The organism is Pseudonocardia charpentierae (assembly GCF_031845345.1).
GTDB lineage: Bacteria > Actinomycetota > Actinomycetes > Mycobacteriales > Pseudonocardiaceae > Pseudonocardia > Pseudonocardia charpentierae.
Genome location: NZ_JAVREJ010000042.1, coordinates 1 through 25,066, shown reverse-complemented (window position 1 = coordinate 25,066; position 25,066 = coordinate 1). Strand labels below are relative to the sequence as shown.

Here is a 25,066-nt window from a genome sequence, read left to right as displayed (position 1 = left end):
CCAAGGTCATCAGTGCGCTACGACGGCTGCAGAAGATGCCCCACATCATCCGCGCGTTCTTCGCCGACCCCGACCTCCGCTACATCACAGCATGATCAGAGTCCACTAACCAACGAACTCTTTAGTATGAGGAGGCCAGACCTGGCGCTCCCGGGGCGGTGCTGGAACACCGCCACCGGGAACTTGATCCACTGATGAGGAGTGGACCCGATGGACGATCCAAGTCGATCCAACACGCCCGCGTCGACCCCAGATCCACAGCGGGAGTGGCACGCGCTGCTCTCCGGCTTCGGAGCCATGACGGACGCCCTCGGGGCGGACCCGGAGGAGACACGCGGCGCGCTCATCCGCTTCGGCGTCTCACCCCACCTCGTGCACGCCGTCTACGTGGCGTACCGGGCCGGGGAGAGGTGGCCCCGGTGATGTCCCGCGTCGTGATGCGACTGCTCCACCACCGGGGTCTCCTCCGGGTGCGGGTGTGCCGTCTCTGTGCCGCCCTCGTCGTCTCCGACGGGAGCGCCCGTCACGAGGCAAGCCACCGGGCACGGGACCACGCCACCGCGTAGCGTCCCCACCTCGTCAGCCCCCGCTTGTCCCCTCCGGTGGGGGCTGGCGTCTGTCTGAGGCGGTTGGAGTCTCCGTCACGTCGGTACTTTGATAGCCATGCTCGACCAGGCGACCGATGAGGAGCACGTTCTGGTCTGCTTGTCGGAGGCGACCGCTGAGCTTGCCCGGGAGTCTCGGGATACTCGCGATAGAGCGCGAGCCGCATGCGAGCGGGCTGTGCGCGTCAGGGCGGCGAGCCAACGTGCACGAAGAGCCAGAGACCTCGGTGAGTCCGCGGAGCGCGTCACCTGGCCGCTGCCCGAGACCCAGCGTCGGTAGGCCGACGTCGGCCCCGGGCGGCGGCGTCCCCTCCCCGCCCGTCGGGCGGCCGGGTCACCCCTTCTCTCAACCCGCGTGGGCGGTTGAGAGGCGTACAGCGTGCCCCACGATGGGCGTAGACGGGCGTTAGGTGCGCTCCTGGGGGATGGGCCCGCTGATAGGCGATCTGTAACGCTCGCCCGTCTCTATCGGAGGAATCGATCATGATCCGCCCCGTCCTCGCCCTAGCCGTCGCGCTGGCGCTCACCGCCTGCGGCACGTCCACTCCGGCGGCTCCACCCCCGCCGCCCGCGACACCTCGGGTCGTCACCGTGTCGCCACCGGAACCGACTGTCGAGGCGAGCGCCGAGCCAGCCGACGTGACCATCCGGCTGGCGGTGCACTCCGTGCGCGGGGACTTCGGTAGCTACATCGTTAATCTTCATGACGGCAACGTCGCGAAGCAGACCACGTTCGACGTCAACGGCAAGGGTGAGTGGAGCAAGACGATCACCGTGCCGAACACGTCGATGGTGAAGCTGGACATCGCCCGCATCGGCGCCACGTGCGAGATCACCGTGGCGGACACGGGCGAGGTGTTGGTGAAGGACGAGAACTCCTGCATCGTCGGTTCATAGCCGCTCGACGCCACCTGTCAGCCCCGCTGCCATAGCCCCGGCGGCGGGGCTGACGCCATAGCCCCGGCGGCGGGGCTGACTCTCCACCGACTCATGCCCGATGGCCGCGCTGGAGATCCGCCTCCGCCGGGACGCGGACGCCGCGGAGGGCAGGTCAGGACGCCACGGGATCGCCGCGCGGGTGGACGAGATCAACGGCGAGTAGTTCACCATCACCATCACCACCACCACGACGGCCCCGGAGCCCCATGCTCCGGGGCCATCCTCGTGGCTCAGCACGGGAGCGGCTACGGTCCCCGGATGCCACGGTTCAAGATCGTCCAGCTCATTCCGGCGGCCCCTGGCTGGTGGGTCGAGCACCTTCCGGAACCCGAGTCCGACGACACCCAGTCAAAGTTCGGCGGGGTGGCCTTCTGGGCGCTCGTCGAGGACACATCAGACGGAACGCGCCATGTAGTCGGTGTGGACCCGGCCTGGATTGCCCTGAACGAGTCGAGGCGCACCCTCACCGGCAACGGCGGCATGCTGATCCAGATTCCAGACGTACCGAATGGCGACGGCTACGCCCACATCATGAACGCCGAGTCCGTGCACGAGCAGAGTCGCGCCTGGTAGGTGAGGGTCTCCCCGCGTTCAGACCGGCGGCGGCATGAACGTCATCCGCGTGTCATGTCATGGGCGAGTCACCAACCGGCGGCGGCCAAGACGGTCGCTACGAGCGCCCGCTATTCTCAATCGCGAGGCCGTAGGGCGCGATCAATTTAGCTGCCCCTCTCGAATACGCTAAGCGAGGAACCTTGAAAGACGGAATCGATTGGGCAGAAGTCGGCTCGGGCGGTCGTTTCGAGAATATCGTGAGCATTCTACTGAGCACGCTCTACCCAGACTCACAGCGCATCGACGGCAGTGGCGGTGACGGTGGCCGAGACCATCAACTCGTCACAGACAACAAGAAGGACTACTGGCAGTCTAAATATTTCCTCCACCGGCTCCGGGAGAGCGCAACGCGAAAGCGGCAGGTAACTGAAAGTCTGATAACGGCCGCAGCCGAGCAGCCTGATTCATGGACGCTCGTTACACCGATGATTCCAAATCCCGAGGAGCTTCGGTGGTTTGATTCACTACAGCCGGGGTATCCATTTCCGCTGAAATGGCGCGGAGGTGATTGGTTGGACGCGAGACTAGCCGAGCACCCGGCGATTGTTCGACACTTCATGGGCGCCAATGACCAATACGTTGCACTGCTTCGCGAACTGAAGCAGGAGCAAGACGCTATGGTCGACGGTCTACCCGCAGCAATCGACCGCCTTGAGCAGCTTGCTGCGCGAATGGACCACGCGAACCCCTTCTATCGGGTCGACTTCTCCATCGAGAATGGCAAGGTCGCTTCGGCTTCTCTGAAACCAAAGTACCCTGGCGCAGAAAAGGACTTCCCTATTGAGACCCGCTTCGATATCGTTGTTGAGTCCGCCCAGGCAGAGGACGGACTTCGCCAGCGAGTCGCAGACGCTTTTGACTGGGGAGAGGCTGTCGACATACCCGCGGCGAACATTCGCAACCTCAATGTCAACGCCCCTCACGGCTTTGCAATCACCGACGGAAGTGCAGACATCAGCATTGGGGCCGTGGCTGCGGAGGCAGTACAGCTGTCCCTACAATTACTTGTACAGGCACCCGAAGGCCGTAGAGTCGCCGCGCTCCCGTTTCATCTGGCAGGACGCACCCATGGCGCAAAGGGCATCACGCTTAGAGGGGTCGACCTCACCGGGATGATCCGAGTGAGAATCCGCGCAGAGGTCGCGGCGGGCCGAGTGCAGCTCAACATACGTTCAGGTACGCCATCCCAAGGGATTCTCCCGGGGACACTGCTACCCGCTCTACGGTTTATCGCTGCCGCCTCATCGCCCAACACCGCAACCTTCTCAATTCAGGGCGTACCCACGGGTGTTGCGATAGAACTTCCAGATGCGGAGCCGCTAGAGCCGAGATACGTCGAGTTCATTGAAGGGCTGGCACGCTTACAAGACGTCACAAACTTCCCGTTCCCGGTACCCGAAAGCTGGACGAACAAGGACGAGTACGAGCTGCGACGCGCGATCCGGCTCCTCAATGGAGAGCGGATTCGCATCGGGGCAGGTCCCGCGTCCTTCACGCTAGTACGGTCAGCTCCTGACATGGCCGCAACGATTAGCGCCGCCGAGTTCCACTCTGTCGCAATCCCAGCATTTGACCCGTACGTTGCTAGAATTTGTGGCCACGACATTGACCTGGGTGACTACACACATTATGTACAGAAAGCGCGAATTACGTCCGTTGAGCTGCCCGAAAACACTGGCTACCGTGTCACGATAGACCCGGACGCAGGTTACGGTATCGAAGCGGCTCTAGGCGTGAAGAATCAACCACCGGGCCAACCTGCCGTCATCGAATAACACGCACGGCACCTTCTCCGCGGGACAGCATCGGGTTCACCCCACGTCGTCCGAGGTCGCCGTCGAGCAGGTCGATCGCCTCGACCGGGGACTTCGTGGTGGGCCGGTACCGAAGCACGCCGCCCTACAACCCCGTCAACCCGTGCTCGGCCGCGAACTCGGCGCACGGTTCCCGGTCCGGGCACTCCTCGCAGAACGCCTCCGCCGCGACCCGGCGCGTGGTGATGTTCAACCGGCCGTCGTCCGGCGGGTCGAACACGGACGGGCTCGCCGAACCGGGGAAGTGCCTCGTCGCGGCACTCCGCGCAGACGGTGTAGCGCCGCGGCCCGATCACCCGGGAGTACGCGTTCTGCCCCGGGGCGTCAACGACCCTGGTCTCGGGCACCGGCTGTAACACTGTTACGCACAAGGCGTAAAGGGTGCCCAAAGCCGAAGGATCGATGTCATGCCGTGGTTGCGCCGACGCTCACAGGCCGCGTGGAGCGCCCGCGTCGAGACCGGCGAGGTGCAGTGCGTCCGGTGCTCCCGCCCGATCGCACCGGGGACCCCGTGGGTGCTGGCCAGGGTGCCCGAGACCTCGGGCATGCGCTGGCCACGCCACCGGGACTGGTGCAGCTTGATCCCGCTCTGACGGCCCGCTGAGCGCCCCCAGTTCACGCCACGATCGGCGATGCCGAGTCACCCGACGTCGGCGAGATCGTCGTCGAGCAAGTCGAACTCCACGACCGGCTGCTTCGTGGTGGGCCTGTGCCGCAGCACGCCGCCCCACAGTCCGACGAGGTTGTTCGTGCGGGCGAACTCGGCGCACCGTTCCCGGTCCGTGCACGGTCCGCAGTACGCCTCCGCGGTCACCCGCCGCGTCGTGTCATGTCGATCTCGGCGCCGTGGTCGTCGGGGTCGAACAAGAACGGGTGCTTCGTGTCGGCGCACCGGGGATCGGTCGCCTCGAACACCGGTGGCAGCAGTGACACCACGACCGCGGCGCGGCGGGCGGCCGGGGTGCGGCGGACGGGACGTCGTCGCGGCCGAGTGGCAGCACGCCCACAGGGAGGGCCCGTTGAGCGCGCCGGTACGCAACCGACTGGTCGAGCCGAGCAGCATCACCCTGTCCGTCGCGGATCTCGCCGCGCACCGGGGACGTGGAAGCCGTGCGGAGAGTGGCTACCCGACGAGGGCGACCCCGTCGGCCTGATGATCTGCGAACGGTCCGCGCTCGATCCGGGACGAGTACGGCGTGGCGAGCCTTCGGTTAGCCTCCCTGCTTGTGGCCATGACAGGTATACGGCGACTCGTCACTTACGTGCGACTGCTTATAGCAATTCAACGCGCAGATCGAAGCGCACGGAAGAAGCGGCCGGAATCCGAGGTGTAAGGACTCTTGAACGAGTGCTACAGGCTCGCGGGAGAGCTGGGTTTCGAGGTGAGCAACAACGACTTCGTTGACTACTCATACGACTCGGCACCTCTAGACTACTTGGATGCAGCCTCTCGCCTCGCTGCTGTAGGCAAAGTTCTTTGTGAGGCAACTGCGGACGACGAACTCATCCACACAGAATACTCGCGCTCGTCACTCTCGACTGACCTCGCGCGCCTAATTGTTCACTTCGAAGCTCTTGGGCAGGTGAAGGAGAACCGGTTCAGGATTATTGGTACGGTTTTCCTTCGTAACGTACTGTTCGTCCTACCCGGCTACGGCATGAGAAGGATTCAGACTGCGACGCTTGATCCATTATGGCACCAGGATACTTCCTGCAGTTTGAGCGACTTCGGGCGTCAACTGGTGAAGTCGGCCGAGCAGTTGGCGAGTGCTCCCTCTCGGGTGGGCATGCCAGTGCACCTCGCTCTAATTCGCGAAATTGAAGGACTCGCCGAGGAGTGCGACGCCGACCATCCTCGAACCATCGAGGAGCAGGTGCTGCGCCTGCAAGACGTCATAACAGACTTCACTGTCCCCGCTGAATATCGTCGCAATTTGAGATTTCACTCAGCAGGCTATGCAGTATTTGCCCTCGCCGCTATTGGAGTCGCAGCACTTACGCCGTGGCAGGGACTTGCTGATGAGTCCTACATCAGGAACGGTGTGCTCGCCGTTACTCCTTCTCTATTCTTCCTGCTCGTAGCGAACAGCACGTTCTGTGCCCACATCGCATTCTTGGCGGGGCACTTCTTGAACGATTACACAGTAGCCACAATGAAGACGTACGCTAAGGCGACAACCGTCACGTTGGCGATCTCCACACTTGTGTTGGGCGCAGGGCTGAACGCGGGAGGCGACGCAAGCCTCGGCGTACCTGCCGGTCTCGCGGTATACGTACTCACGCTCTTGTCCAGCCTCTCAGCGGATAACCTCGCGCATCATGCCGAGGCACGACTGAAGGTTTTGACTACTCCAGGCTGACCTTCTCACTCACCCGCCATCCGGTAGTTCGAGCCAGAACCGGTCCATTCGGCCGTGCCCGAACTTGTAGTCACGGTGGAGGAGCCCGAGCCGTCCCAGGGTGGCGAGGGCGTGCGCGGTCCGCTCGGTGCACACCCCGGCGGTGGCGGCGATCCGCAGCACCCCGGGGGAGGCGCACCCATCGGAGTCGGCGAGCGATCCCAGGGCGACCGCCACGGCCCGCTCAGACGGGCGCAGGGCGATCACGTCGTCCTTCACGTAGTGGTGCCCACCCGTGAGCCGACCGCGGGCGTCACGGACGGCACCGGCGATCCGGGGACGCGGGGCGTCCGGGAGCGTGTCCACGTGGGCCAGCCACCGGCGGCGTAGGGATGGCGCAGCGCTGGTGGACGTCATGGGCGGCGCAGACCGTCGACAACCTCTGCCGCGTAGCGATAGCGGGACTCCACCTCACGCCGGAGCCGGAGCACTACAGCCTCCTGCACGTAGGCCATCTGATCGGACGAGGGATCTAGCTCCCTGACCTCGTCGGAGTAGATGGCCTGCTCCAGGTCGTCGGCCAGGTCCAGGAGGACGTCCGCGGGCATGGCCTCCAGCGCGGCCCGAAACAGGGCGTCCGGGTTGGTCACGGTGGGCCATCCGGTACGAGGCGCTCTAGCTCCTCGATGCGCGCGGCCTGCACCGTCACCGTCACGGCGAGCTGGGCCCGGTCCCATAGGGCGGCCCCGAGGGGCTCGGAGCGCAGCTCCCGCACGATGTCTTCCGGGTTGATCGTGAGCGGGGTGTCACTCATCTTCATCGTCACCCCAGCCGAGGTGCCCGAAGTGGTCCGCCTCCCGGGCGACCGCTTCCGCCTCGGTGAACCGGTGAGAGCGCCCCTCATCGGCGCATTCCTGGCAGACCGTGAAGCACCACGGCCCCACCGCCCGGGAGAAGTTGTTGAAGTACGGCCCTGCGACCTCCACCGTGAGGTCGTCGACGCCCCCGCACACCACGCAGGCCGGGTCGATGGGGCAGTCACCGGTCCAGGTGCCCGACTCCCGGTCCTCGTCCTCGGTGTCCGGCGCCGGGTGCACGCGCTGGAGGTGCTCCACCTCGGCGGCGGTGAACGCCCGCCCCAGGAGGGGGGAGAACTCACCCACCGCCGGGGTCGCCGCGGACTCGATGAGGAACATGTCGAAGCCGTCCACGTCGGCGAACGGCACGGCGCCCCGTGCCCCATCACGTCTACGCACTGTGTCCGGCCTTCCCCTTCCAGCGGATCGACGCGGCCCGGCGGGCGGCGTCACTCACCGTGGCACCCCGCGGCGTGTTCTCCCACCGGCTCGCGGTGGCGGCCTTCCGCTGTGCCACGCCGGGGGAGTCCAGCTCGCTCCCGTCGAGCTGAAGCTGAGCCATGAGGCGCCCAAGGGCGATGCGGCAGCCCCGCAGCTCAGGGAGCGCTGGGTGAAGCCTCTGCTGCCCGACGCTGCCCTCCACCATCAGCCCGTCGCGGTGGACGACGGCGGCGAGGTGGTCGCACTGATCAAGTAGGCGGCACACCTCGGTCAGGATCTCGGCCTCGTCGGGCGAGGGTGCGTACTCGCCGGTGATCTTGTCCCAGAACGCGCGGCCTCTCTTCCCGAGACCGGGCGGGATGGGGAGCTGCTGATCATCATCCGCGGTCACCGATCACCTCCAAAATCCAAGATCACGGGAACGGATCGCTCCGGACGGTCGCATGTTTTCGCACCTGTATTGGGGGTCCCCGACCAGTGTCCGTTTTGCGCCGAGCTGGTACCCCCCACTCTCTGTAGTCGTCATTCTACGAAACGTCATCGGATCGTCGGTGGCTTCGTCTCGTCTGTGACGTGTGAAGAGGGACCTGCTCGGACGCGGTGATCAGTTCATTGCATTCATCGACACGAGTGATCGAGTGATCTTCGATCGTCATGTTCGTCATCAACATGACTTCGTCTTCTGCATCGTGGACACAGAGATCCACAGTCAGGTCATCAACGTCTGAGTCGTGCTTCATCACGTGCGATGTGGGTGATGAGGGCGATGAGGGTGAGGTGCTCACGCGTGGGCGTGACGCGTCACCTGCACCATCGTGGGCCTGCTGGTGTGCACCACAGCGTGAGCTGGTGCTGCTGGTGGTGGTGCTGGTGGTGCTGGAGATGCACGCGTGCCACGTCTCCAACTCCAGCAGCATGAGCACCTCATCGGTGCAGGTGGTCGCGCGGAGCGCGGGGACGCAGGCGCCCAGGTGTGGAAAGGCAACACACCGCCGGGACGTGACACGAGTAAGCAGCCCTGCTGTCACGTCCTTCGCACGCGCCTTCGATCCGTGCCCCCCGGGGAGATCATGAGGACCCGGGGCGGTGACGTTGACGCCCCCGCGCTCCGCGCGACGAGTCATGGGGCTACCGGGCCCCCGCGGCTCGGCGCTCAGCGGCTATACCGGCGGCGAGGACGCGGTGCTGCGCACGGACGAGGGCCTCATTCGCAGGGACGACTACTTGATCCCACGCGGCATCCCGGATGATGCGGGCTTCCCGCTCCTGTTCCTTGATCTCGTACGCGGACTTACCGTCCGCGGTGCCGTACGCCTGCGCGATGGAGAGCTGGCGGGCGAGGCGCTGCCACGTCGCATCCGGTCCGTCGGGGGCGGAGAACGCGGCGTGCGCGGCATCCCGTTCGGCGAGGGCGCGGGCCACGTCCGGGTTCGAGTTCATCTCACTCATGCCGCGTCGCCACCCATCAGTTCGACTCCGGCGCGGAGGTCATCCGCGAGCCACTCCAGGAGGACGCGGGTGGTCAGCCCGAAGCCCTTGTAGGGCTTCCGCTCGTGGAACCGCGCCACCCCGTCCTTGCCGGTGTGCATGTGCGGTTCCGCCTTCGCGGCGCGCAGGGCCTTGATGTCGGCGGCGCGGGTGAGCGCGGCCATAGTGACCTCGTGGGCGTGAAGGCCCTGCGTGCGCAGTTCGTCTCCGAGTTCCTCATCAGCGCGACGCTCGTCCTCATCGAGGACGTCACCGATGCTGGCGAGGAAGGCTTCGATCTCCTCGGGGCTGGGCCTCTCATTGAGGAGGCGGTCCAGGTCGTCTCGATCACTCATTGGGGAGGAACCTCCGTCGGATGTCGAGGACGTCGGCGCGCGGTTGATCGCGAAGCCGGGCGAGATCCAGCGAGTGCCGGATGTCTTCGAGTTCGTGGCGGAGCGCGTCTTCGAGGTTCCTGCCCACGAACCTCATCAACTCCTTGACGAAAACGTCCTCCGGCGTCGAGGCGTTCTTCGTCGCCAACGTTCGGGTTCCGACACCGGCGCCGATCGGAACCGGACTGACCTCGTGAACCTGAAGCTGCTTCAGCACCCGGACCTTCTGGCCGTCCACCACCCCGTCATCAGCGGCGAGTACGTCAAACCCGTACGACCACTGCTGTCGAGGTCCCAACTCGCGCACGACCGCGAACGTGTCCCGCCCCGCCGTCGTATCGAGGAAGAACCTGCCCGCGACGATGGCCTCGGAGTCGGTGACCCGGATGTGCCCCTTGCCCACGGGGAGTGCGCCTTGCCAGACGGCATGCCCGTAGGCGGAGAGGATGACTTCGGCCCCGTCCTCGAATGCGCCCGGCGCGTATACGTCCCCGTGGGAGTCGATGACTGGCCGCCCGTTCACGGCCGTGGTCGCGAACACGGCTTCGACTTCGCCGCGCGTCTCCGACTTGATCTCGACCCGGCCGATGGTGGACTTGCTATCCGGCACGGCGTTCTCCGAACTCTTGGACTGCGGCGACCGGGATGAGGACGCGTCGACCGGCGCGGCGCACGTCCAGTTCTCCACCGGCGATGAGGCGGCGGACGGTGCTCGCGCTGATGCGCAACCGGCGCGCCGTCTCCTTGATGGTCATAAAGGCAGCGTCACCGCACTCCTCCTCGGGTGCCAGAAGTGAGCACTCCTGACTACTGGTGACCACTCCAGGCGCGATGAACATCTCCACCACGAGGTCGAACTCCGGGGGCACGGCGGTGCCGTTTCGGCGCAGTTCCCGGCGGCCGAGGAGGAGCGCGGTGACCACGGTGCGGCGTAGTTCATCGCCGGATGTCATGACCCACCCCCCGTATTGCGCCGGGCCCACGCCGCGATCAGCTCGTTGGCGATGGCTTGCGGCGAACCGGCTTCGGCTCTAACGGGACGGGCTCCCGGGGAGGCACCGGCGGGGCCTCCTCCGTGACGGCCTCCTCCACCACGGGCGGCTCGAACGCGGGCGTCTCCTCCTCGTACGAGCCCGGGGCCGGGGCCTCACTCACTCGGCGGCCCCGGGCGGCGTTGCCCCGCCTCCGGGTCGCCTTGCTACCTCCACGACGGGGCATCAGGTCGTCTCCCCGGTGCGGAACCGCTCGGCAAGGGCGCTTACCTCATGCCCTAGACAATCCACGGTGAGCTCCTTGGCCCTCGCCTAGCCACTGGTGCTCCGACTCGCAGTCCGAGCACTCACACGTGACGCTGCCGGTGCACGTGTCCGTGTTGAACGCATGTGCGTCTCTGTAGTACTTCCGTTCCTGGTCCAGTCCTTTCCTCTCCCCGCGGGTTTGCGGTTCGCTAACCGACTGGGTTTCCAGAACCGACTGGGTTACCGGCTCGCTAACCGACTGGGTTTCTGGGGTGATCTCCGACGCGCGCTCCCGCGGTGGCTTCCGGGGACGTCCGCCCTTCCGCCCGTTGGCCGCGTTCACGGCCTGCCGGTTGAGCACCTCCTCGCGGGTGGGCTGGTACTGCGCGTGGTGGCGGATGACGTAGACGTCGCCGTCCTGCGCCCACCACCCGACGGCGAGTAGCTCCGGGACCGCTTCGGGACGCCGGGCGAACCGGCGGAGGTCATCTACCGGAACGCGGCAGTTCAGCAGCTTCCGGGCGGACCAGACGAGCCCCTCGCTGTGCAACCGGTACGCGGCGTCGGAGAGGTTCCAGCAGTCGTCCGGGAAGTCATCGGAGAGCTTCGCGAAGGTCATGCCGCCCCCTCAGCCGGAGGCCCAGCAGGGCCGTACCGGACCCAGAGGTCGGGCACGCCCGTCGGACCGAACCGGGCCATGTCCAGCTCGGTCACCGAGGCCAGCGGATGGTTCCGGTGCCACCTGCCACCGGCCACGTGGTCCCGGGAGCTGGGCGCGTAGCCGGTGGTGATCTTGTAGGCGGCCAGCCGGACGCCGTCGGCGATGGGGTCGCAGATCGGTCCGGCGGCGAGCTGAACGAGGAGCGCGGCCACCTCCACGGCGGTCAGCCCGGACAGCTCCAGGGCGACCCGATCCGGTGTTGCTTCCGGGGCATCCCAAGTAGAATCGGAACCGGGTTCGCCGCCCACGTGAAGATCACTTTCGGGGCCCGCTCCCTGTGCCGGGGGGCGGGCTTCGGTGTGTCTGAACCTCATGCGGTACCACCGCCGCTGGCGCCCCGGAGCACGGAGACGAGACGCTCAACCCGCGCCGGGTCGAGCGTCGGGTGAGACTCCGTGATCTTCGCGATGAAGTTCTCGATCTTCAGCGCGGCGAGGTCGCGCTGAGCCTCGATGACGGCTGGGTCATCCGCCCCGCGCCACTGGCGCAGCATGGCGACTCGGCCGCCTGCGGATCGCGCCGCGAGCGTCCGCGACCGATCCTCGGGTGTCGACGTGGACACGTAACTCACTCACCTTCTGCGCCCGGCCAGAAGCAGGGCGCGAACACATGAACCGTTCAGATGTGTTCGTGGTGGGTGATGAGACGATCATAACTCGCAATGAGCTAGAAATGCGACTAGATAGGGGTGCACTAACTCACACGACCATTATCCGTGTATTGTCTGCGCCATTGTTCGTGGAAAGTCATCGGCGCTTTCGCGCGGTCTCCACATCCTCGGCCGTGACGCCCCGGTACGTCCGACGCGGGCCGCCCTGCCACGGCCGGTTGAAGTCCCCCATCCGGCAGCCCGACTTCTGGAGCAGCCGCCCCAGCTCCGCCGTCTCCCGGGTCGGGTGCCTGTCCGGCCACCGTTCGGTCAGCTCGAACGCGAGCCACCGGGTAGGGGCCCACTCCACCCCCCCGTCAGCGATCAACGTGGACACGTCGTCCAACAACGAGGGCTGGGGAACGACACGAGCCGCCACGAGAGCGGGCGTGTCCACGGAGTCGAAGCCGTCCGGGTCCCGGGCCGTGAGAGCCCGGGCCACCACGCTTGATGCGGTCTGGGCGTCCAGCATCCAGCCGCGGATCTTGCGCGGCTTCGGCCCGACCCCGTTCACCCACGCCCACCCCGGCTCGTCGAAGAGGTGCGGAGCAAGGCCGAGATCTCCCGCGTCCTCCCCGAAGATCAGCCGGGACGCCCCGGCGGACCCCACCCGGAGCCCGATCACCACCGGGCAGTTGTCCACGATCTCCGGCGGCAGGGACTTCTTTGTGACCCGCTGCACCACGACCACGAGCGTCACCTTCGCGCCCCGGCCCAGCTCCGCCAGAGTCACCACAGCGGACCGGATGCGCTCCCCGACTTCGTCATGCCGGAACGCCGACGCCACCTCATCGAGCACCAGCACCGTCCGGCGGCCCGTGCCGCCACCGTCCACGACCGTGGACACGACGCCGTCCAGCACGTCCGCCAGCGCGGGCATCGCGGACCGGCCCACCCCGTATGACGCGGCGGCCGGAGCGAGATCGGCGTAGTCATCACACTGCTTCGCGGACCAGACGTGCGTGTCCACGTCCTCGCCGAGGAGTGCACCGGCGGCCAGGACGCGCACGAGCATCGACTTCCCGGAGCCGGTCTGCCCGGCCACGAGGACGTGATGACCTAGCGGCAGCTCCATCACCTTCCCGGTGTCCGGGTCGTAGCCGATGGGCACCGCGCCGCGGAGGTCCCCGGAGAGCCCCGGCCACGGCGGCATCACCGGCTCCACGGCCGGGGCCTCTTCCTCGGGCTCCACCCAGGCTCTCCGGACCACGGCCCCGAAGGCGGCGAGCGCGAGCATCACCACGACTCCGACGGCGGCGAGGTAGACGCGCGGCATGGCGAACCACGCGATGACGGCGACGACGGTGCAGATGAGCACCCACTGCCGCGTGACGCTCCGCCGGTGGTGCCACGCCGCGCCCACCTCCTCCGCGACCTTCGCCATCATGCGGACGTCCCGCTTCTCCCGGGCCGCCTCCTCGATCTCCGCGAGGTCCGCCACCGACCGCCACCACCGGTTCCGAGCCCACAGCTCACGCAGCCCGTCGAGGGCGGCCAACGGCAGGTACAGAGCCAGCGCGAGGGTCGCCCGCAACCCCGACCGCATGACTAGCCCTCCCCGACCTGGGCCCCCGATGCCTCCCCGACTTCTCCGACCGGGGTCGGGGTGCTGTCGGGGGTGGCGTCGGGGCTGTGAGCAGGCGAATCGGGGTGTCGGGCGTCGTTCGCCGCACCCCTTCTGCGCTCGTGCTCACGAACCAGGTTGTCCATGAAGACGCCCCACGACCGCCTCCGCTCGGCGAGCGCGGCGCTGTAGGCCCGACGGCACTCCACGCAGCGGCGCGTCCCGTCCGACGCGATCAGGATGTTCGCGCCGTCGTACCGGTGGCCGTTCCGGCAGTGGGTCGTGAGCCGCACGGCGCGGCGGAGGTTCTCGGCGCGCGTGACAGCTTCGAGGTGGGCCGGGTTGCAACAGCGCCGGTGGGGGCAATCGCCGCCGCCGTGGCACGTCTCCGGGCGACAGCACGTGTGGTCCAGTTCGAGGTCCACTGGGATCGGCTCGGCGAGCAGGACATAGGCGAGCCGGTGGGTCAGCCAGCGACGGCCCTGCCACCCCGTCCGCCCGTAGCCGTTGCGGCCGACCTCACCGCCCCACCGCCAGCAGCCCGACTCCGGGTCGACGGTGATCCGCTTCGCGATCCGGGGCGGCAGATCCTCGACGCGGTACTCCACGGCGGCGACGGTCACGCGGCACCGCACCGCAGGAGGGCGGCCAGGCGGTCCCGTTGGGCCGGAGTGAGGGGCGGAGCGGCATCGACTACGGCCCGGATGTGGTCCGCGAGCCTCTCGGCGTCGAAGGTCCGGCGGGCGGTGATGACGGCTTCTGCGCCGGGGCCGTGGTCCCGGGTGAGTCGGGCGAGCTTGCCCCGAGCGGCGAGCGTCTCGGGGGACATGGGTGTTGCGGGCAAGGCGGATGTCCAACCGTGTGATCGGTTGACGTCCGCCCTGGGATGGCTGGCGTCTGCTAGGCCGTGAAGCCGCTACAAGCGACTCCTAGTTCATAGTAACCGCTGGTCAGGCGACTTTCCATGTGAGCGCAACGGTCTCCGGGTCGAACCCACGGCGTCCGCGCGGGGAGGTGAGCACCCGCACCTCCAGCAGGAGGTCGATCACGCTGCGGCGGATCATGAGCGGCGCGGCGGCGAACGCCTCCGCCGGGTCATCCGCGCGGAGCACGTCCCCGGCCGCCCCGACGGAGCCGGTGAGCCGGACGAGCCGGGAACGCGCGGCGGTCAACTCGGCCTGCACCTTCTCCGTGGCGGTGCGGTACCGGCGGCCGTCGATGTTGCCCTCGTCGTAGTCCTGCTCGATCTCCTCGATGCGGGCGGTCAGCCTGTCGATCTCACCGGTGATGGCGCGGACCTCTTCGACGTCCACGGTGGGCAGCAGCTCGGCGAGGTCCGGGCGGGCGAGCCGGGCGGCCACCACTCCGCACACCAGCTCGTCGATGGGAACGGCGGAGCGGATGAGGCAACCGGCGGGGCAGCGGTAGCGCGCGCCGGTGTGGGAGTGCATGGCCTTCCCGCACCGCCCGCACCGGTAGAGCCCGGCCCCGAGGTGGCGGCGGTCGTAGCCCTCGTGGTGGGTCTTCCGGCGGGGGTCATCGAGGCGCCGCTGCGCCCGGTCGAACACCTCCGGCGTGACGATGGGCTCCCAGTCGCCGGGCTTCCCGGTGGGCTTGCCGTTGTAGACCGCGCGGCCCGCGTAGCGCGGGTTCTTCAGGATGGTCGCCACCGTGGACGGGCTCCACGCCCCGCCCCGTCGGGTCTTCACCCCGGTCTCGCCCAGCCAGGCCGCGATGGCGCGGAGCGAGTCGCCGCCGGTGAACCGGTCGAACACGACCCGCACGATCTCGGCCTCGTCCTGGATCACCTCACCCTTCGGCGTGTAGCCGGTGAGCCGGGTGCCGAGCGGGGGGCGGCCGAGGTCGGCGCGCTGGGCGGCGGCGAGCTTCTGGCGGGCGACGCTCGACGAGGGTCTGAACCGGGACCGTCCTGATGTCACGCTCCTGCTGCCGCCTCTGACACACGCGCCCGGGTAGGGGCGGCACTCCTCGCGACGTCGGGCGCCGCGCCGATCATCCCGGTACCTTGCGCTCACCGGCTCCCCGGATACGAGCCAAGGAGTTGTCATCGGGTTCGTCGAGTACGTCCTCGACCACTACGACCGCCTCCTCGAGCTGTCGCTCGAACACCTGGCCGTAGTGCTCGTCGGCCTGCTCGTCGGCGCGGTGGCCGGCTTGGCGCTGGGTATCGCGGTGTACCGCAGACCGCGCCTGCGGACCTGGGCGCTCAACGTGTGCGGGCTGATCCTCACCGTGCCGTCACTCGCCATGTACGCGCTCCTGCTGGCGCTGCTCGGCAGCATCGGGACCGTGCCGGTCGTCGTGGCGCTGGCGCTGTACTCGCTGCTGCCGATCGTGCGGAACACCGTCACCGGCCTGAACGGCGTCGACGCGGCGATCGTCGAGTCGGCCCAGGGCGTCGGGATGGGCCGCTGGCGACGGCTGTGGAGCATCGAGCTGCCGCTCGCGTGGCCGGTCGTGCTCACCGGCGTGCGGGTCTCGGCGGTCCTCCTCGTGGGGGTGGCGGCGCTCGGCCCGATCGTCGGGGGCCCGGGGCTGGGCGAGCTGATCTTCTCCGGGCTCCGGGTGATCACCAGCCCGAACGCGGTGAACCTGGCCCTGATGGGCACGCTCGGCGTGGTGGTCGTCGGGATGCTCCTCGATGCCGCGTTCCTGCTCCTGAGCCGCGTGACGACCTCGAAGGGCCTTCGCTGATGAGCGCGATGATCGAGCTGGAGAAGCTGGGCAAGCGCTATCCGGGGCAAGCCACACCGGCCGTCGACGCCCTGGACCTGTCCATCCCCGAGGGCGAGATCGTCATCCTCGTCGGCCCGTCGGGTTGCGGGAAGACGACGACGCTGAAGATGATCAACCGCATCATCGAACCCACCTCCGGCACGATCCGGTTGCAGGGCGAGGACGTGACCCGGGCCGACCCGGACCAGCTGCGACGCCGGATCGGCTACGTCATCCAGCAGGTGGGGCTCTTCCCCCACCAGACCATCGGTCGCAACATCACCACGGTGCCGCGGTTGTTGGGCTGGCCCCGCAAGCGGATCGAGGAGCGCCTCGACGAGTTGCTGCACCTGGTCGGGATGGATCCCGCGACGTACCGGGACCGGTTCCCCAAGCAGCTCTCCGGAGGGCAGCGCCAGCGCATCGGGGTGGCCCGCGCCCTCGCGGCCGACCCGCCCGTGATGCTCATGGACGAGCCGTTCGGCGCGCTGGACCCGATCAGCCGCGACCGGCTGCAGAACGAGTTCCTGCGTCTGCAACAGGAGATCCGCAAGACCATCGTGTTCGTCACCCACGACATCGACGAGGCCGTCAAGATGGGTGACCGGATCGCGATTCTCCGCGAGGGGTCGGCCGTCGCGCAGTACGACACCCCCGAGGCCGTGCTCGCCGCCCCGGCCGACGACTTCGTGCGCGAGTTCATCGGGTCGGGGGCCGTGCTCAAGCGCCTCGGCCTCACCCGGGTGCGCGACGTCGGCCTCGCGCCGTGGCCGACGTCGGCTATCGGCGAAGGACGGGAGGCCGCAGTGCGCGCGGCCGCATCCTCCGACCACGGCTGCCTGCTGCTGCTCGACGACCGGCGTCGGCCGCTGCGCTGGGTCCAGGCCCGGGAGCTGGGCGACCCCGGCTACTCGCTCGACCGCCGAGGGCTCGAGGTCCGGAACACCGTCGGGCCGGACGCGACGCTCGCCGCGGCGCTGGAGGCGCTGCTGGCCGGCCGCTCAGGCGCCGTGGCCGTGGTCGACGACGCCGGTGCCCTGCTGGGTGTCGTCAACCTCGACACCCTCATGTCCGCGGTCGACGCGGCGCACGACGGGCGACCCGTGGACCGGCGCGCGACCGACGACGAGTTGGCCGCCCGATGACCGTCGTCACCGACGCCCCGAACCCGGCGGCTGCCCGCGACACGTCCGCGTCGTGGCCCGTGCGTCTGCGCCGGTACCTGGGCACACCCGTCGTGCTGGTCCTCGTGTGCGTGGCGATCGCCGGCTACGTCGCCCGCGCGGACCTCGACGACGTCGAGCGCCGCCTGCTGACCTTCGACGGCCTCCGCTCCGCCACGCTGGTGCACCTGCAGCTCGTCGGGTTGTCGACGCTGCTGGTCATCGTGCTCGCCGTACCGGCGGGGATCCTCGTCACGCGGCCCGGCGCCCGGCGCCTAACACCGGTCGTCGTCGGGCTCGGCAACCTGGGGCAGACCGTGCCGTCGCTCGGGGTGATCGTGCTGTTCGCGATCCTGTTCGCGCCGGGCTTCCGCGGGGCGGTCGTCGCCCTGGTCGTCTACGCCTTCCTGCCGATCCTGCGCAACACCATCGTCGGCCTGCAGCAGATCGACCCGTTCGTCGTGGAGTCGGCCCGGGGCATGGGGATGTCCAGCCGGCGGGTCCTGCGCGAGATCGAGCTGCCGCTCGCGGTCCCGGTGATCCTCGCGGGGATCCGTACGGCGGCCGTCATCAACGTCGGGACGGCCACGATCGGCGCGCTCACCAACGCCGGGGGCCTCGGCGCCGTGGTCTACGGCGGCATCGTGCAGAGCCGCACCCCCGTGATCGTGGTGGCGAGCCTGCTCACCGCGGTGCTCGCGCTGCTCGTCGACCACGTCCTCGGCGTGGTCGAGGACGTCGTCCGCCCGCGCGGACTCTAGAAGACCCGCTCAATGAGGAGACCGATGTGACGACCCGAGCCGGTACGACCCGCACCCGCCTGCTGGCGGCACTCGCCCTGACCGGACTGCTCGCCGTCGCGGCGTGTGGGGGAGGCGGCAGCGCCGGTGGCGGCACGACCGCTCCGACCGGTGAGGCAGGTGGCGGCGGGTCGGTGACGCAGGCCAACAGCCTCGCCGGGACCGACATCACCGTCGGCTCCAAGGAGTTCACCGAGCAGCTCATCCTGGGCCAGATCGCGGTGCAGGCCCTCAAGGCGGCCGGGGCCAACGTCGAGGACCGGACCAACCTCGTCGGCACGCCGGTGGTGCGGGGCGCCCTGCAGTCGGGCGAGATCGACATGTACTGGGAGTACACCGGCACGGCGTGGCTCGGGCCGCTCGGCAACACCGACCCGGTCGCCGGGGAGCAGGCCCAGTTCGACGCTGTCAAGAAGGCGGACGAGGCCAACGGCATCACGTGGTTCGCGATGGCCGGCGCCAACAACGCCTACGCGATCGCCGCGAACCCGGCCGCCGCCCAGGAGTTCGGCGTGTCCACGATCAGCGACTGGGCACGCCTGGCGCAGGAGAACCCGAAGGCCGCGACCCTGTGCACCGCGGCCGAGTTCCCGACCCGCAACGACGGTCTGCCCGCCGTCGAGAAGACCTACGGCTTCGACCTGCCGGACTCGGACGTCGCCGTGCTCGACTTCGGGCTCGTCTACACCAGCGTCGCCGCCCGCAACCCCTGCAACTTCGCGGTGGTCTTCGGTACCGACGCCCAGGTCCTGGCCAACAAGCTCGTGGTGCTGCAGGACGACAAGCAGGCCCTGGCCACCTACAACGTCGCCGTCAGCATGCGGACGGAGACCTACCAGGCCCACGCGGCCGCCTACGAGGCGATCTTCGGCGCGATCGCGAAGGAGCTCACCACCCAGCGGGCGACGGAGCTGAACTCGAAGGTCGACATCGACGGCGAGACCCCGGACGAGGTCGCCACGGAGTTCCTCACGCAGACCAAGATCATCAACGGCTGACGGCGTCGTCAGGGAAGCCGGCTGTCGGGCTCCGGCACGGTCGTCGCGCGGAGACGCGCGGCGTCCTGTCCCGGCGGTGCTCCGAAGAGCCGCCGGTACTCGCGGCTGAACTGCGACGGGCTGTCGTAGCCGACGAGATGTCCGACGCCGGCGATGTCGTCGGCCCTCGCCAGCAGCAGGGACCGGGCCTCCTGCAGCCGGATCCGCTTCTGGAACTGGCCGGCCGCAGGACGAGGCCCATGCCCAGTGCCGGTGCTTCCGGAGTGGCGTCGAAAAAGTGCCCGGTGACCGGGAGCGACGCCGTCACGATCAGGAAGTCGCCCGCCCGGTACTCATGGACCCGGTCGCCGAGCAGGAGGCGCTTGCCGCCCTGCGCCATGACGACGAGCACGGGATCGGCGAGCGAGTACTCGGGCGTCATGCTGCGCTCCACCTTGGCCAGCAGTAAACCCTCGACCGGTGTCGCCACACCCGCGTCGGCGTGCGCCGCGACGAGTTCGCGCAGCTCGGCGAGGAGCTCGGGCGCTGAACGGGGCATGCCACGACGGGGCGGTCGCCTCGCCGCCGGAACCGCCTTCGGAGGCCCTCAGTGCCGCTCGACCACTACGTCACCCTCGGCCCGTCGGGCGTGCGCGTGAGCCCGTTCGCCCTCGGGGCGATGACCTTCGGGGAAGACCCCGGTGGCGCCGGGTGCAGCGTCGAGGAGTCGGAGAGGATCCTCGACGTCTACGCCGACCACGGCGGCAACTTCGTCGACACCGCGAACTTCTACACGAACGGCCACTCGGAGAAGATCCTCGGCGACTGGCTGGCCGCCGCCCCGGGGCGCCGCGACCGGGTCGTCGTCGCCTCCAAGTTCTTCTTCAACCTCTTCCCCGGCAACCCCAACGCCGGCGGGGCCGGCCGCTCGGCGTTCACCGCGCAGCTCGAGGAGTCGTTGCGCCGGCTGCGGACGGACCACATCGATCTGTACTGGCTGCACAACTGGGACCGGAACACGCCCGTCGAGGAGACGATGCGGGCCCTCGACGATCTCGTCCGGGCCGGGAAGATCCGCTACATCGGCTTCTCCAACGTGCCGGCGTGGGTCACGGCCCAGGCACAGACCCTGGCGTTGCTGCGGGGATGGACGCCGCTGATCGCGCTGCAGGTCGAGTACTCCCTACTGGCCCGCTCGGTGGAGGGCGAGGTCGCACCGCTCGCGCAGGATCGCGGGCTGGCGCTCGTGCCGTGGAGCCCGCTCAAGAACGGGTTCCTGTCCGGGAAGTACCGGCACTCCGAGGCGGTGGGCGACTCGGCGCGCACGGCCTTCGTCGGCAGCCGAGCGAGCGGGAGTACGACGTCATCGAGGCCGTCGCGGGCATCGCCGCCGACCTCGGCACCACCTCGGCGGCGGTCGCTCTCGCCTGGTTGCGGACCCGGCCGGGCACGGTGGTGCCCATCCTCGGCGCGCGCCGGCTCGGCCACCTCGAGCAGAACCTCGCGGGCCTCGACGTTGGCCTCTCCGCCGAGCAGGTCCGCGTGCTCGACGATCTCTCCCGGCCCGACCTCGACTACCCCGCACCTCTGCACGGCGCCCTCCAAGCGATGCTGCAGTTCGCGGGCTCGACCGTCGACGGCGAGTCGTCGACGGTCTACCCGCCGCTGCTGCAGAGCGACGTCCGCTACTGAGCTCGTGGTGCGACGAGCGGATCGTGAGTCGCGCCAGAAACCGGCTGGCTCACCTGCCGGCCGCTCACGGCAGGTCGGCGAGCGAGAACTCCGGGGCCGCGACGACGTGGTGAACGGGAAGGCCGTACTTCGCGCGCACCACCCGCGGCAGGTCCATCCGCAGCCAACGGGACTTCTCCGCGGGCAGGGTGGAGATGACGAAGCCGGCATACGGATGCCCTGTGACCTCGTCGTCGATGGCCTGTGTCGGGTCACCGGCGCCGATGTGCACGTCGTGGAGCGGCACGCCCTTCTTCCTGAACACGGCCCGTGCCCGCTCGCCGCGCTTGCGGGCAGTGGCCTCGGCGTCGTGTTCGTCGCCTCGCCGGAACAGCAGATGGCGAATCGGAGTCGCCGGGACGAGGAGCACGAATTCCGCTGCGACGTCCTGTTCCCGGATCCCGCGGACCGCCTTCAGCAGCTCGGGACTGGTGACCGTCTCGTGCGCGACGACGAGGTAGCGGGCCATGTCGGCCTCCCGTGGACGTTGTTGGTCCGGGGTTGCCGGCATGGTCCCACGCGGAACCGCGCGGGAAAAGCGTGCATTTCGGGCTGACTACGGCATGTATAAGCAGAACGGGTGTCCGTCGGGATCCAGGCAGACGCGGACGCCGTCCTGCGGCTGGAACTCCGCGACCGTCGCCCCGGACTCCACGGCGTACGCCACCGCGACGTCGAGGTCGTCCACCCGGATGTCCAAGTGCGCCATCATCTGCTGCGCACCGTCGGCTGTCGGCCAGGTGGGGCGGACGTAGTCCGGCGCCTGCTGGAACGACAGCCCGGCCCCGACCTCCGGGCGCAGCATCACCCAGGTCGGCCCGTCCTCCACGACGGGCCACCCCAGGAGCGTGCGGTAGAAGGCCGCGAGGGCGCGGGGATCAGGGGTCTCGAGCACGGCGGCGGAGAGGGTCATCGGCGGACGCTGCACGGCTCCATCGTCCCGATCAGTCGCTGGTGAGCGCACGCGGGTCGAACGTCACCCGGATCCGTGTGATCCTCCCGTTCTCGATGTGCTGCCAGTTCGCGGTGGGGGCGGGCGGGGCCACGGTGGCGTGCAGGTCGAACCAGGTCAGCACGTCCGGGCCGTCGACGAACACGTGCTGCACGACGATGTCGTCGAGGATCTGCGCCATGCCCTCGAGGCCCTTCACGCAGGCCTCGCCGTCGTCCGCGGCGCCGAGCGGACCGCGGAAGGTCGCGTCGTCGGCGAGGATGCCGCGCAGGGTGGTGAAGTCGCGCTCCTTCCAGGCGCGGAAGTAGGTCTCGGCCACGGTGCGAGGGTCGTCTGAACTCATAGCTGCACGTTAGGAGCTGTTCCGGACAGCTCGTGTCCGCGACATCGGGCAATCTCGGACCATGAGCACGGGGTTGCCGGGGCGGATGCTCACGTTGCTGTCGCTGCTGCAGACCCGTCGGACGTGGTCCGGGGCGGAGCTGGCCGAGCGACTGGGGGTGACCGACCGGACGCTGCGCCGCGACGTCGACCGGCTGCGCGCGCTCGACTACCCGGTCGAGGCGACCACCGGCCCCGCGGGCGGCTACCGGCTGACGTCGGGCCGCAACCTCCCGCCGCTTCTGCTCGACGACGACGAGGCGCTGGCCACGGCGATCGCGCTCGCCACCGCAGCGGCCGGCGGGGCGGGGATCGAGGATGCCGCGTTGCGCGCGTTGACGACGTTGCAGCGCGTGCTGCCCGTTCGGCTGCGTCCGCAACTGACGGCGTTGACGGGGACGACCACGGCGGTCGCGCCCCGCGGCGCCCCGCACGTCGATCCGCACGTGCTCGGCGCCGTCGCCGCCTGCTGCCGCGACGCCGAGATCCTCGCCTTCGACTACCGCAGCCGGGCCGATGAGACCACCGCACGCCGTGTCGAGCCCCACCACCTGGTCGCGCACGGCGGCCGCTGGTACCTCGTCGCCTTCGACCCCGAGCGCGCCGACTGGCGCACGTTCCGCGTCGACCGGATGGCCGAGCTGCGCCCCACCCGCCGCGGGTTCACCCCGCGTGAGCTGCCCGCACCGGACGCGGCGGCCTTCCTCGTCCGGTCCTTCGCCCGCGCGACCTACCTGCACACCGCGCGGCTGGCCGTCGCGCTGCCCGCGGACGAGGTGCGGGCGGGGGTGTCCGCGACGATCCCCGGCGATGTCGACGCACACGCCGCCGACGCCTGCACGGTCGCGCTCACGGCGGAGTCCGTGGAGCTGGTGGTCCAGTTCGTGGCGGCGATCGCGGCGCTCGGCGCGCCGGTCCGGATCGAGGAGATGTCGGACGAGGTCGGGCGTCGGGTGCGGGAACTGGGCGCGTTGCTCGGCGCGGTCGGCGGGGTGGGGTGAGGATGGCGCCGTGACCGGAGATGCGGGCGACGGGCGGGTCGTCGTGGTGACCGGGGCCAACCGCGGGCTGGGCCTGGAGGTCGTCCGGCAGTGCGCCGCGCGCGGCGACACGGTCGTGCTCGGCAGCCGCGATGTCGACGCCGGTCGACGTGCCGCCGTCGGCCTGGGCGACGGCGTGCGGCCGGTCGCACTGGACGTCACCGACGTCGACGGCCTCGCCGCGGCCGCCGACGAGGTGGACCGCGCGTTCGGCCGGGTCGACGTGCTGGTCAACAACGCCGCGATCCACTACGACACCTGGCAGAACGCGGTGGACGTCGACCTCGGCGTGGTCCGGGAGGCGTGGGAGACGAACGTCCTCGGCGCCTGGCAGACCACGCTCGCCTTCCTGCCCCTGCTGCGTCGCAGCGCGCACCCGCGGGTGGTGATGGTGAGCAGCGAGAGCGGATCGCTCACGTCGATGGGCGCTGGGGTCCCGGCCTACGCCGTCAGCAAGGCTGCACTCAACGCCCTCACCCGCACGCTGGCCGGCGACCTCCGGCGCGACGGCGTGCTCGTCAACGCCGTCTGCCCCGGTTGGACCGCCACCGACATGGGCGGGAACGGCGGCCGGCCGGTGGGCGAGGGCGCGGCGAGCATCCTGTGGGCCGTCGACCTGCCGGACGACGGCCCGACCGGCACCTTCACCCGGGACGGGCGGCCCGTGCCCTGGTGAGCGTCAGAACTCGGGAAGGACCAGCGCCCCGTCGTCCGTGATCGTGAAGCCCGGGTTGAACGCGATCTCCCAGGCGTGCCCGTCGGGGTCGAGGAAGACGCCGGCGTAGCCGCCGTAGAACGTGGTGGCGGGTTGCCGGGTGACGCTCGCGCCCGCCTCGGCCGCCGCGGCGACCACCGCGTCCACCTCGGCGGCCGACCGCACGTTCTGCGCGAGGGTCATGCGATCGAAACCGCTGCCGTCGTCGGGCACCCCGGAGTCGGCCGCGAGCTTGTCGCGCCCCCACAGCACCAGCGCCAGCGGGCCGGCCTGGAAGAAGACGGTCTCCTCGACCTCCTGGCCCTGCCAGCCCATCCGCTCGTAGAACGCCCGGGCCCGGGCGAGATCGTCGACGCCGAGCGTGACGATGCTGATGCGCTGTTCCACGGCCGGAGACGATAGCGAGGCGGGTCCGTCAGCGGGCGACGAAGGCGGCCAGCAGAGCCTGCACCTCGTAGACGTCCACACCGCGCCCGAACTGCTTGGTGACGCCCTGCCCACCGGAGATCCAGATCGTCAGTTCGGCGTCGAGGTCGAAGGTGCCGGCCGTCTCCACGCTGAAGTGCGTGATGCTCTTGTACGGCACCGAGTGGTACTGCACCTTGCGGCCGGTGACGCCCTGCTTGTCGACGAGGATCAGCCTGCGGTCGGTGAAGATGAAGACGTCGCGGACGAGCTGGTAGCCCGCGTGCACCTGCTCGCCCTGGGCGAGCAGGCGGCCGTACTCCTGAGCGACACCGGCGGGGTCGACCCGCGACGCGTTGCCGGTGATGCCGTCGAGGAAACCCATGCGATCCACGCTAGGACGGCGCTGAACAATCCGAGTGTCGAACCCTGGCTGCTGTGGGTGGTTGGGACGATGTGGTGGTGCAGGGACGGGCTGATCCGCAGCGCGAGATCTTGGATGTCGAGTCGGTGGCCGGTCAT

At 69.0% G+C, this 25,066-nt stretch carries 35 protein-coding genes and 1 pseudogene; 12 read left to right on the top strand and 24 right to left on the bottom strand.

Annotated elements, in window-relative coordinates; all coding sequences use genetic code 11:
* The first annotated feature begins 210 nt into the window (after positions 1-210).
* The 4 genes from RM445_RS30080 (at position 211) to RM445_RS30065 (ending at position 3,934) form a co-directional block, all read left to right on the top strand.
* The gene (locus RM445_RS30080; RefSeq protein WP_311560255.1) at positions 211-423 is read left to right on the top strand and encodes a hypothetical protein; all 213 of its coding nucleotides are present in this window, start codon (positions 211-213) and stop codon (positions 421-423) included.
* Positions 424-1,088: 665 nt separating this feature from the next.
* Positions 1,089-1,502, top strand: a complete 414-nt coding sequence (locus RM445_RS30075) for a hypothetical protein (RefSeq protein ID WP_311560254.1) — start codon at positions 1,089-1,091, stop codon at positions 1,500-1,502.
* 300 nt (positions 1,503-1,802) lie between these two features.
* A complete protein-coding gene (locus RM445_RS30070) occupies positions 1,803-2,117 on the top strand; it encodes a hypothetical protein (RefSeq protein ID WP_311560253.1) in 315 nt (104 codons plus the stop codon).
* A 239-nt stretch (positions 2,118-2,356) separates the two neighbouring features.
* Positions 2,357-3,934, top strand: a complete 1,578-nt coding sequence (locus RM445_RS30065) for a hypothetical protein (RefSeq protein WP_311560252.1) — start codon at positions 2,357-2,359, stop codon at positions 3,932-3,934.
* Positions 3,935-4,058: 124 nt separating this feature from the next.
* On the opposite strand, the gene RM445_RS30060 is transcribed toward RM445_RS30065, so the two are convergent.
* On the bottom strand, positions 4,059-4,193 hold the full coding sequence (locus RM445_RS30060; RefSeq protein WP_311560251.1) for a hypothetical protein: 135 nt from the start codon (positions 4,191-4,193) through the stop codon (positions 4,059-4,061).
* Positions 4,194-4,613: 420 nt separating this feature from the next.
* Entirely contained in the window at positions 4,614-4,787 is a 174-nt protein-coding gene (locus tag RM445_RS30055; protein WP_311560250.1) for a hypothetical protein, read from the bottom strand.
* Between the two features lie 526 nt (positions 4,788-5,313).
* Here RM445_RS30055 and RM445_RS30050 point away from each other — a divergent pair.
* Positions 5,314-6,333 (top strand): hypothetical protein, encoded by a 1,020-nt coding sequence (locus RM445_RS30050; protein WP_311560249.1) that lies wholly within the window; start codon positions 5,314-5,316, stop codon positions 6,331-6,333.
* Positions 6,334-6,342: 9 nt separating this feature from the next.
* On the opposite strand, the gene RM445_RS30045 is transcribed toward RM445_RS30050, so the two are convergent.
* From RM445_RS30045 to RM445_RS29970, 16 genes are all read right to left on the bottom strand, one after another.
* On the bottom strand, positions 6,343-6,729 hold the full coding sequence (locus RM445_RS30045) for a hypothetical protein (protein WP_311560248.1): 387 nt from the start codon (positions 6,727-6,729) through the stop codon (positions 6,343-6,345).
* Positions 6,726-6,962, bottom strand: coding sequence for a hypothetical protein (locus RM445_RS30040; protein WP_311560247.1), 237 nt, complete (start codon positions 6,960-6,962; stop codon positions 6,726-6,728). The genes RM445_RS30045 and RM445_RS30040 overlap by 4 nt, the downstream gene beginning before the upstream one ends.
* Complete coding sequence (locus RM445_RS30035) at positions 6,959-7,126, bottom strand: hypothetical protein (RefSeq protein WP_311560246.1); 168 nt, start codon at positions 7,124-7,126, stop codon at positions 6,959-6,961. The genes RM445_RS30040 and RM445_RS30035 overlap by 4 nt, the downstream gene beginning before the upstream one ends.
* A complete protein-coding gene (locus tag RM445_RS30030) occupies positions 7,119-7,538 on the bottom strand; it encodes a hypothetical protein (protein ID WP_311560245.1) in 420 nt (139 codons plus the stop codon). Before RM445_RS30030 ends, RM445_RS30035 begins: the two co-directional genes overlap by 8 nt.
* Before the next feature lie 22 nt (positions 7,539-7,560).
* Positions 7,561-8,001: a hypothetical protein gene (locus RM445_RS30025; RefSeq protein ID WP_311560244.1), complete on the bottom strand. Its 441-nt coding sequence runs from the start codon at positions 7,999-8,001 to the stop codon at positions 7,561-7,563.
* 737 nt (positions 8,002-8,738) lie between these two features.
* Positions 8,739-9,059 (bottom strand): hypothetical protein, encoded by a 321-nt coding sequence (locus tag RM445_RS30020; RefSeq protein WP_311560243.1) that lies wholly within the window; start codon positions 9,057-9,059, stop codon positions 8,739-8,741.
* On the bottom strand, positions 9,056-9,433 hold the full coding sequence (locus RM445_RS30015; RefSeq protein WP_311560242.1) for an arginine repressor: 378 nt from the start codon (positions 9,431-9,433) through the stop codon (positions 9,056-9,058). The genes RM445_RS30020 and RM445_RS30015 overlap by 4 nt, the downstream gene beginning before the upstream one ends.
* Positions 9,426-10,082 carry an HK97 family phage prohead protease gene (locus RM445_RS30010; protein WP_311560241.1) on the bottom strand — a complete coding sequence of 219 codons (657 nt, stop codon included), beginning with the start codon at positions 10,080-10,082 and terminating at the stop codon, positions 9,426-9,428. Before RM445_RS30010 ends, RM445_RS30015 begins: the two co-directional genes overlap by 8 nt.
* The gene (locus tag RM445_RS30005; protein ID WP_311560240.1) at positions 10,072-10,425 is read right to left on the bottom strand and encodes a helix-turn-helix domain-containing protein; all 354 of its coding nucleotides are present in this window, start codon (positions 10,423-10,425) and stop codon (positions 10,072-10,074) included. The genes RM445_RS30010 and RM445_RS30005 overlap by 11 nt, the downstream gene beginning before the upstream one ends.
* A 310-nt stretch (positions 10,426-10,735) precedes the next feature.
* A complete protein-coding gene (locus tag RM445_RS30000) occupies positions 10,736-11,329 on the bottom strand; it encodes a hypothetical protein (protein WP_311560239.1) in 594 nt (197 codons plus the stop codon).
* Positions 11,326-11,679 (bottom strand): hypothetical protein, encoded by a 354-nt coding sequence (locus RM445_RS29995; protein WP_311560238.1) that lies wholly within the window; start codon positions 11,677-11,679, stop codon positions 11,326-11,328. The genes RM445_RS30000 and RM445_RS29995 overlap by 4 nt, the downstream gene beginning before the upstream one ends.
* A gap of 62 nt (positions 11,680-11,741) precedes the next feature.
* On the bottom strand, positions 11,742-11,924 hold the full coding sequence (locus RM445_RS29990; protein ID WP_311560237.1) for a hypothetical protein: 183 nt from the start codon (positions 11,922-11,924) through the stop codon (positions 11,742-11,744).
* A gap of 253 nt (positions 11,925-12,177) precedes the next feature.
* A complete protein-coding gene (locus RM445_RS29985; RefSeq protein WP_311560236.1) occupies positions 12,178-13,626 on the bottom strand; it encodes a hypothetical protein in 1,449 nt (482 codons plus the stop codon).
* Positions 13,627-13,628: 2 nt separating this feature from the next.
* Complete coding sequence (locus tag RM445_RS29980; protein ID WP_311560235.1) at positions 13,629-14,267, bottom strand: HNH endonuclease family protein; 639 nt, start codon at positions 14,265-14,267, stop codon at positions 13,629-13,631.
* On the bottom strand, positions 14,264-14,473 hold the full coding sequence (locus tag RM445_RS29975) for a hypothetical protein (protein WP_311560234.1): 210 nt from the start codon (positions 14,471-14,473) through the stop codon (positions 14,264-14,266). Before RM445_RS29975 ends, RM445_RS29980 begins: the two co-directional genes overlap by 4 nt.
* Before the next feature lie 121 nt (positions 14,474-14,594).
* A complete protein-coding gene (locus RM445_RS29970; protein ID WP_311560233.1) occupies positions 14,595-15,584 on the bottom strand; it encodes a recombinase family protein in 990 nt (329 codons plus the stop codon).
* 199 nt (positions 15,585-15,783) lie between these two features.
* Between RM445_RS29970 and RM445_RS29965 the strand changes: the two genes are divergently transcribed.
* The 4 genes from RM445_RS29965 to RM445_RS29950 are packed head-to-tail and all read left to right on the top strand — an operon-like array spanning position 15,784 to position 19,341.
* Positions 15,784-16,359 carry an ABC transporter permease gene (locus RM445_RS29965; RefSeq protein ID WP_311560232.1) on the top strand — a complete coding sequence of 192 codons (576 nt, stop codon included), beginning with the start codon at positions 15,784-15,786 and terminating at the stop codon, positions 16,357-16,359.
* Entirely contained in the window at positions 16,359-17,525 is a 1,167-nt protein-coding gene (locus RM445_RS29960; protein ID WP_311560231.1) for an ABC transporter ATP-binding protein, read from the top strand. Before RM445_RS29965 ends, RM445_RS29960 begins: the two co-directional genes overlap by 1 nt.
* Positions 17,522-18,304, top strand: a complete 783-nt coding sequence (locus RM445_RS29955) for an ABC transporter permease (RefSeq protein ID WP_311560230.1) — start codon at positions 17,522-17,524, stop codon at positions 18,302-18,304. Before RM445_RS29960 ends, RM445_RS29955 begins: the two co-directional genes overlap by 4 nt.
* A gap of 26 nt (positions 18,305-18,330) precedes the next feature.
* Positions 18,331-19,341: a glycine betaine ABC transporter substrate-binding protein gene (locus RM445_RS29950; RefSeq protein ID WP_311560229.1), complete on the top strand. Its 1,011-nt coding sequence runs from the start codon at positions 18,331-18,333 to the stop codon at positions 19,339-19,341.
* Here RM445_RS29950 and RM445_RS32790 read toward each other — a convergent pair.
* Entirely contained in the window at positions 19,331-19,879 is a 549-nt protein-coding gene (locus RM445_RS32790; protein WP_449619196.1) for an AraC family transcriptional regulator, read from the bottom strand. The genes RM445_RS29950 and RM445_RS32790 overlap by 11 nt on opposite strands.
* Before the next feature lie 120 nt (positions 19,880-19,999).
* On the opposite strand from RM445_RS32790, the pseudogene RM445_RS29935 reads away from it, so the two are divergent.
* A pseudogene (locus RM445_RS29935) lies at positions 20,000-21,012 on the top strand (aldo/keto reductase).
* 64 nt (positions 21,013-21,076) lie between these two features.
* On the opposite strand, the gene RM445_RS29930 reads toward RM445_RS29935, so the two are convergent.
* From RM445_RS29930 to RM445_RS29920, 3 genes are all read right to left on the bottom strand, one after another.
* On the bottom strand, positions 21,077-21,520 hold the full coding sequence (locus RM445_RS29930; RefSeq protein ID WP_311560228.1) for a hypothetical protein: 444 nt from the start codon (positions 21,518-21,520) through the stop codon (positions 21,077-21,079).
* Positions 21,521-21,607: 87 nt separating this feature from the next.
* The gene (locus RM445_RS29925) at positions 21,608-21,964 is read right to left on the bottom strand and encodes a VOC family protein (RefSeq protein ID WP_311560227.1); all 357 of its coding nucleotides are present in this window, start codon (positions 21,962-21,964) and stop codon (positions 21,608-21,610) included.
* Between the two features lie 31 nt (positions 21,965-21,995).
* Entirely contained in the window at positions 21,996-22,346 is a 351-nt protein-coding gene (locus tag RM445_RS29920) for a nuclear transport factor 2 family protein (RefSeq protein WP_311560226.1), read from the bottom strand.
* A 61-nt stretch (positions 22,347-22,407) separates the two neighbouring features.
* Between RM445_RS29920 and RM445_RS29915 the strand changes: the two genes are divergently transcribed.
* Both RM445_RS29915 and RM445_RS29910 read left to right on the top strand, forming a co-directional pair.
* Positions 22,408-23,385, top strand: coding sequence for a helix-turn-helix transcriptional regulator (locus tag RM445_RS29915; RefSeq protein ID WP_311560225.1), 978 nt, complete (start codon positions 22,408-22,410; stop codon positions 23,383-23,385).
* Positions 23,386-23,395: 10 nt separating this feature from the next.
* On the top strand, positions 23,396-24,100 hold the full coding sequence (locus tag RM445_RS29910; RefSeq protein ID WP_311560224.1) for an SDR family NAD(P)-dependent oxidoreductase: 705 nt from the start codon (positions 23,396-23,398) through the stop codon (positions 24,098-24,100).
* Positions 24,101-24,103: 3 nt separating this feature from the next.
* On the opposite strand, the gene RM445_RS29905 is transcribed toward RM445_RS29910, so the two are convergent.
* On the bottom strand, positions 24,104-24,526 hold the full coding sequence (locus RM445_RS29905; protein ID WP_311560223.1) for a VOC family protein: 423 nt from the start codon (positions 24,524-24,526) through the stop codon (positions 24,104-24,106).
* 28 nt (positions 24,527-24,554) lie between these two features.
* On the bottom strand, positions 24,555-24,929 hold the full coding sequence (locus RM445_RS29900) for a PH domain-containing protein (protein ID WP_311560222.1): 375 nt from the start codon (positions 24,927-24,929) through the stop codon (positions 24,555-24,557).
* Positions 24,930-25,066: the final 137 nt, after the last annotated feature.